The following is a 5,757-nucleotide window of genomic DNA, read 5'->3' as shown; positions in this document are numbered from 1 at the left end:
GGTCGGCCAGGTCGGTGACCAGCCGTTCCGCCTCACCGGTGGCGGTGGCGGCGCGCTGCTGGGCGTCCCGCGCGCCGGCCGTGGCCCGCTCGGCGTCCTCGACGGCGGCGGACATCCGGCCCAGCGCCTCGTCGTTGTCCGCGGCGAGCAGGCCCAACGCGCTCATCCGGTTCAGGAAGTCCTGCTGCGAGTCGCTGACCAGCAGCGCGGAGAGCTGGTTGAACCGCGCGCCCTCGAACGACGCCTCGGTGAGCAGGTCGACCTGCCCGCGGAACGCCTCCTGGTCGGCCGCCGCCCGGTCACCGAGCCGGGTGGCCTCCGCGAGGTCGGCGTTGGCGCGGTCCAGCTCGCCCTGCTTGGCCCTGAGGTCGTCCTGGGCCTTCAGGTGCTCCTCGTGCAGCCGCTCGGCCTCGCGCGACAGCTCCTCGTACCTCGCCAGCGCGTCCGACTCGGTCGGCTGCGCGACGGCGGGCGCCGGCACGGCCAGCACCGCGACGACGGCCGCGGCCAGTGCGGCGGCACGCCTACCCGGATGTGCGTTCACAGGAGGGCTTACGGACCGCTGGACCAGTCGGTTCAGATCCTTGACCCGGATGACGTTCACGATTATGGTCTAGACCACGTCGCGGTGAGTGACGCACCGTTCCCCGTTCGTCACGCACCGCGTGTTCCGGCCGCCGCGGAAATGGACCCTGCCAAGGAGACCCGATCCGGGTTTCCTCCGAAGGAGCTGGAAGCATGACCCTGAAACGCAAGCTCGCGGCGATGGCCGCAGGCCTGGTCGTCGCACCGTTGCTCGTCGTGGTCTCGGCGGGAACGGCGAGCGCTCACGGCTACATCTCCTCGCCGCCCAGCCGGCAGGCGATGTGCGCGCAGGGCCGGATGTCGGACTGCGGGCCCATCGTCTACGAACCGCAGAGCGTGGAAGGCGCCAAGGGGCAGAACAACTGCCACGCCGGGTTGAGCCAGTTCGCCCAGCTCAACGACGACAGCCGGCCGTGGCCCACCACCTCGGTGGGCAACACCGTGACGTTCAACTGGACGCTCACCGCCCGGCACTCCACGACCACGTGGCAGTACTTCGTCGGTGGCAGCAAGATCGCCGAGTTCAACGACGGCGGCCGGCAGCCCGCGGCCACCGTGACGCACAACGTGAGCCTGGGCGGTCGGACCGGTCGGATCAAGCTGCTGGCCGTCTGGAACATCGCGGACACGCCCATGGCGTTCTACTCGTGCGTCGACCTGCAGGTGGGGTCCGGTGGCGGCACGCCGACCACCACGACCACGCCGACGACGACCACCACGCGGCCCACGACCACGACGACCACGACCGTGCCCCCGGTGGGCGGCACGTGGGCGCCCAACACCGCGTACCCGGTCGGCTCGCAGGTGACCTACGGCGGCGCGAACTACCGCTGCATCCAGGCCCACACGTCCCTCGTGGGCTGGGAGCCGCCGAACACCCCGTCGCTGTGGCAGCGGGTCTGATCCCGGCGATCCCGACCGAGGTCCGATGACGGACCCCGTCCGCGCCGTCCTTGCCACGGCGCGGGCGGGCCGTCCGGCGAAGGAGGACGACCCGTGCGACGCCTCGCGGCCCTGGTGGCCGGAGTGCTCGTGCTCGCCGGTTGCGGCTCCACCACCGCGGCGACGCCACCACCCCCGGTGTCGACCGTCGTGGAGACCGACGAGTTCAACGAGACCGACGTGATGTTCCTGCAGATGGCCGTGCCGCACCACCGCGCGGGTCTGGAGATCGTGCGGCTGGCCGCGGACCGGCCGGTGCGCGCCGAGGTGAAGACGCTCGCCGCCGCCATCGAGGTCACCCAGCTGTCCGAAGTGGACTCGATGACGAAGTGGCTGGCCGATTGGGGGCAGCCCGAGTCGACGGACGCCGACCCCCAGCTGCACGCCGGTCACGGCGGCGACCACTCGACCAGCCCGGAGGCCATCGCGGAACTGGCCGCGACCGGTCCGGCCGAGTTCGAGAAGGCGTTCCTGAACCTGCTCATCGGCCACCAGCACAACGCGGTGGCGATGGCCAAGCTGGAGAAGGAGGGCGGGATCAACCCGCAGACCAAGGACCTGGCGCAGCGGATCTTCGACTCCCGCACCGCGCAGATCGCGCAGATGCTCGGCTACCTGGGTTAGAGGTCGAGCGAGAGGGTGCTGGTGAAGCGGCGGTGCTCGCCGGTCACCGGGTCGGTGAACTCCAGCACCTTCGCCAGCAGCTGCAACGGGTCGGTGAAGTCGTCCAGCGGCTTCTCCCGCAGGACCGGGTAGAAGTCGTCGTGGCGGATCGGCACGCCCAGCGAGGCCATGTGCAGGCGGAGCTGGTGCGTGCGGCCGGTGGCGGGCACCAGCCGGTACCGGCCCCACCCGTCGCGGTGCTCGACCAGGTCGACCAGCGTCTCGGCGTTCGGCGGCCCCGGCACCTCCTGCGCGGTGATCACGCCCTTGACCTTGACGATCCGGCTGCTTACCCGCGTCGGCAGGACCAACGCCGGGTCGTGCGGCGCGATCGCCTCGTACTCCTTGCCCACCGCGCGGTCCTTGAACAGCGTCTGGTACTTGCCGCGCAGGTCGGGGCGGACCACGAACATGACCAGCCCGGCCGTGACGCGGTCCAACCGGTGCGCCGGGCTGAGCTGCGGCAGGCCGAGGTCGCGGCGGAGCCGGACGAGCGCGGTCTCCACCACGTGCCTGCCGCGCGGGATGGTGGCCAGGAAGTGCGGCTTGTCGACCACGACGATGGCGTCGTCGCGGTGCACGACGTGGAGGTCGAACGGCACCGGCACCTCGTCGGGCAGGTCCCGGTGGAACCACACCGACGTGCCGGGCGTGAACGCGGCGTCGGGCGCGATCGGCCCGGCCAGGTCGTAGATCCGGCCTTCGGCCAGCATCCCGTCGATCCGCTCGGGCGCGACCCGCGGCAACCGGTCGACCAGGTGGTCGCGAACGGTGGCCCACGGCCCGTCGTCGGGCAGCCGCAGCCGTGCCGGGTCGAGGCCGTGGCGCTGGTCGAGCGGCGGCCGGAGCTTGCGCCTCATCGTCGGGCAGCATACGCCCGGCCGCTCCGCCGGTCGGGCGACGACGTCCCGGGGCCGGGGTCGCGCCGGCGTCGGTCAGCCCAGGTCGTCGGTGAACTCCACCTGGTACCCCAGCGCGCCGAACATGCCGGTCAGCATCTTGCGCGTGTTCTCGTCGGCCCGCTCCACCAGCCCCGACTCGCGCGCCGCGTCCGCGATCTTCTGCTCCGCCGCCACGTAGAACGGCTGCTGGTCCTGGGTCTCGACCAACGCCGTCAAGCGGTCCAGCAGGCCGCGTTCCTGGGCGAAGACGTAGCACCGCTCCTGGTCGAGGTTCGGCTTGTCCAGCACGGCCTTCGGCAGCGCCAGCCGCACCTTCCGCGCCTCGCCGGTCGCGGTGGTGGGCGACACCTCCAAGGCGCCGTCGGCCAACCCGCCGAACTCGACGTAGGCGTTCACCGTCCCGGCCGCGACGAACAGCGTCCGCTGCCCCGCCAACGCCGACGGCACGTACCGGACGTCCCGCTCGATGTCGAGCACCACCTGGAACTCGCCGGCCGACGCGTGGTACTGGCTCAGGTCGCGCAACGACTGCAACAACGCCGGTTGGCTGCGGTCGACCGTGTCGGTGCCCGGCAGGAACCGGGGGACCACCAACACCGCCGCCACCAGCACACCGACCGCCACCAGCACCGCCGCCGCCACACCGCTGCGCCACCTCATGCCGGCGGGATACCCCGGGCCGCTACCAGGGAACCCGCTTCCCGTCCCGGAAGAACCCGCCGGTCGGCCCGTCGTCGGGCAACGTCGCGGCCCACACCACGCTCGCCGCGCCCTGCTCCACCGGCCTCCCGCCGGCGCCGCCCATGTCGGTGGCGACCCACCCCGGGCACACCGCGTTGACCTTCACCGCCGGCAGCTCGGCGGCCAACATCAAGGTCAGCGCGTTGAGCGCCGCCTTCGACGTCCCGTACGCGGGCGTCCCGCCGCCCATGGACGCCAACGACCCGGCCTCGCTCGACACGTTCACCAGCCGTGGCCGCCGGGACGCCCGCAACAGCGGCAGCAGCCCCAGCACCACCCGCCACGGCCCGTAGAAGTTGGTCTCCATGGCCTCCCGCACGACCCCCAGGTCGGCCGACGACGCCCGCTGCCAGGTGTCGTAGTGGATGGCCGCGTTGTTCACCAGCACGTCCACCCGCCCGTACCGGTCGGCCAGGTGCTCGGCCAGCACCGCCACCGACACGTCGTCGGTCACGTCCAATTGGTGGTGGTCGACGCCGAGGACCCCGGCCGCCGCCTCGGCCTTCGCCGCGTCCCGCGCGGTCAGCACCACCACGTGCCCGAGCGCCGCCAGCTGCCGGCACACCTCCAGCCCGATGCCCCGGTTCCCGCCCGTCACGACCGCCACCGGCGCGTCCGCCATGCCGTCCCCCTCCCGATCGGGCCCCGCGCGCATTCTCCGCCGACGAACGGGGCCCTCGCGCCACCGGCCCGGTCGGATGGGGTTCGATGGGAGGACCGGGTGAGCGGTGAGCGAGGAGAGACCTGTGTACGAGACGCTGAAGAACATCCTCGTCGACACGTTGAAGGTCGCGCCGGAGCAGATCACCCCGGAGGCCACGAAGGACGACCTGGACCTCGACTCGCTGGCCTTCGTGGAGCTGTCGATGGTGCTGGGCAAGGAGCACGGCCTGCACATCAGCGACGACGAGCTGTTCGACCTGGAGACCGTGGGCGACATCGCCGCGCTGATGCAGGAGCGGGCCGGGACGGACCGGTGACCGGGCTGGACATCGCGGTCACCGGGCTGGGCCTGGTCACGCCGGGTGGCGTGGGCGTCGAGGCGGGTTGGTCGGCGGTCCTCGCGGGCCGGTCGACCGCCGCGCACGACCCGGTGCTCGCCGGCCACGAGGTGACCCTCTCGTGCCGCGTCCCCGACTTCGACGCCGACGCGCTGCTCGGCGCGCGCCGGGCGGTCCGGCTCGACCGGTTCGCCAGGTTGGCGCTGGTCGCCGCGCGGGAGGCGGTCGCCGGCGAGGACCACGCCGCGTGGGACCCGGCCCGGGTCGGCGTGGTGATCGGCACCTCCGCCGGCGGCGCGGAGACGGTCGAGCGGCAGCACGGCGTGCTGCTCGCGGACGGCCCGGCCGACGTGTCGCCGCTGCTGCTGCCGATGCACCTGCCGAACATGGTCGCCGGGCAGGTCGCGATCGAGTTCGGCTTCCGCGGTCCGAACCTCGTCGTGTCGACCGCGTGCGCGTCCGGCGCCACCGCGATCGGCGTGGCCTGCGACCTGCTGGCCGCGCGGCGCTGCGACGTGGTGCTGGCGGGCGGGGTCGACGCGCTGCTCACCCCGCTGACCATGGCGGGTTTCGCCCGCATGGGCGCCCTGTCCCGCCGCGACGACCCGGCGACGGCGTCCCGGCCGTTCGACGCCGACCGGGACGGGTTCGTCGCGGGCGAGGGCGCGGCGGTGCTGGTCCTGCGGCGCGCGGAGGACGCGCGGGCCGACGGGCGGCGGGTCCGGGCGCGGGTCGTCGGCTACGGCGCGAGCGCCGACGCGCACCACATCACCAACCCCGACCCCGAGGGACGAGGCGTCACGGCGGCCGTGCGGGCGGCGCTGGCCGACGCGGGGGCGCAAGGCTGCCTCGCCTCCGCCGAGAAGAAGGACAGTTGCCCCACGGTCAGGCAGCGTAGAACACACGTTCGACCACGGCCAGTC

The 5,757-nt window shown here is 73.0% G+C and carries 7 protein-coding genes and 1 pseudogene; 4 read left to right on the top strand and 4 right to left on the bottom strand.

The genetic code is table 11. The features are described from left to right. Positions 1 to 544: pseudogene (locus tag AB0G02_RS26595) on the bottom strand (glycoside hydrolase); the annotation flags it as partial. A gap of 194 nt (positions 545 to 738) precedes the next feature. Here AB0G02_RS26595 and AB0G02_RS26590 point away from each other — a divergent pair. Then, a complete protein-coding gene (locus tag AB0G02_RS26590) occupies positions 739 to 1,488 on the top strand; it encodes a lytic polysaccharide monooxygenase (RefSeq protein WP_360798657.1) in 750 nt (249 codons plus the stop codon). A gap of 93 nt (positions 1,489 to 1,581) precedes the next feature. Further along, a complete protein-coding gene (locus AB0G02_RS26585) occupies positions 1,582 to 2,151 on the top strand; it encodes a DUF305 domain-containing protein (protein ID WP_360798654.1) in 570 nt (189 codons plus the stop codon). On the opposite strand, the gene AB0G02_RS26580 is transcribed toward AB0G02_RS26585, so the two are convergent. From AB0G02_RS26580 to AB0G02_RS26570, 3 genes are all read right to left on the bottom strand, one after another. Then, on the bottom strand, positions 2,148 to 3,050 hold the full coding sequence (locus AB0G02_RS26580) for a pseudouridine synthase (protein ID WP_360798651.1): 903 nt from the start codon (positions 3,048 to 3,050) through the stop codon (positions 2,148 to 2,150). The two genes, AB0G02_RS26585 and AB0G02_RS26580, sit on opposite strands and share 4 nt — an antisense overlap. Before the next feature lie 75 nt (positions 3,051 to 3,125). After that, positions 3,126 to 3,752, bottom strand: a complete 627-nt coding sequence (locus AB0G02_RS26575) for a DUF4230 domain-containing protein (protein WP_360798648.1) — start codon at positions 3,750 to 3,752, stop codon at positions 3,126 to 3,128. A gap of 22 nt (positions 3,753 to 3,774) precedes the next feature. Beyond that, on the bottom strand, positions 3,775 to 4,455 hold the full coding sequence (locus AB0G02_RS26570; RefSeq protein WP_360798645.1) for an SDR family NAD(P)-dependent oxidoreductase: 681 nt from the start codon (positions 4,453 to 4,455) through the stop codon (positions 3,775 to 3,777). Between the two features lie 124 nt (positions 4,456 to 4,579). Here AB0G02_RS26570 and AB0G02_RS26565 point away from each other — a divergent pair, with 124 nt between their 5' ends. Together AB0G02_RS26565 and AB0G02_RS26560 are read left to right on the top strand one after the other, a co-directional pair. Continuing rightward, positions 4,580 to 4,813, top strand: a complete 234-nt coding sequence (locus AB0G02_RS26565; RefSeq protein WP_360798643.1) for an acyl carrier protein — start codon at positions 4,580 to 4,582, stop codon at positions 4,811 to 4,813. Then, on the top strand, positions 4,810 to 5,757 hold a 948-nt coding region (locus tag AB0G02_RS26560; protein WP_360798640.1), incomplete at its 3' end, for a beta-ketoacyl-[acyl-carrier-protein] synthase family protein. The genes AB0G02_RS26565 and AB0G02_RS26560, both read left to right, overlap by 4 nt.

Origin of the sequence: Actinosynnema sp. NPDC023658, assembly GCF_040639995.1 — a bacterium.
In the GTDB taxonomy this organism is placed as follows: Bacteria; Actinomycetota; Actinomycetes; order Mycobacteriales; family Pseudonocardiaceae; genus Actinosynnema.
Note: the sequence above shows the minus strand (reverse complement) of the source record. Positions and strands in the feature narration are given on the sequence as shown.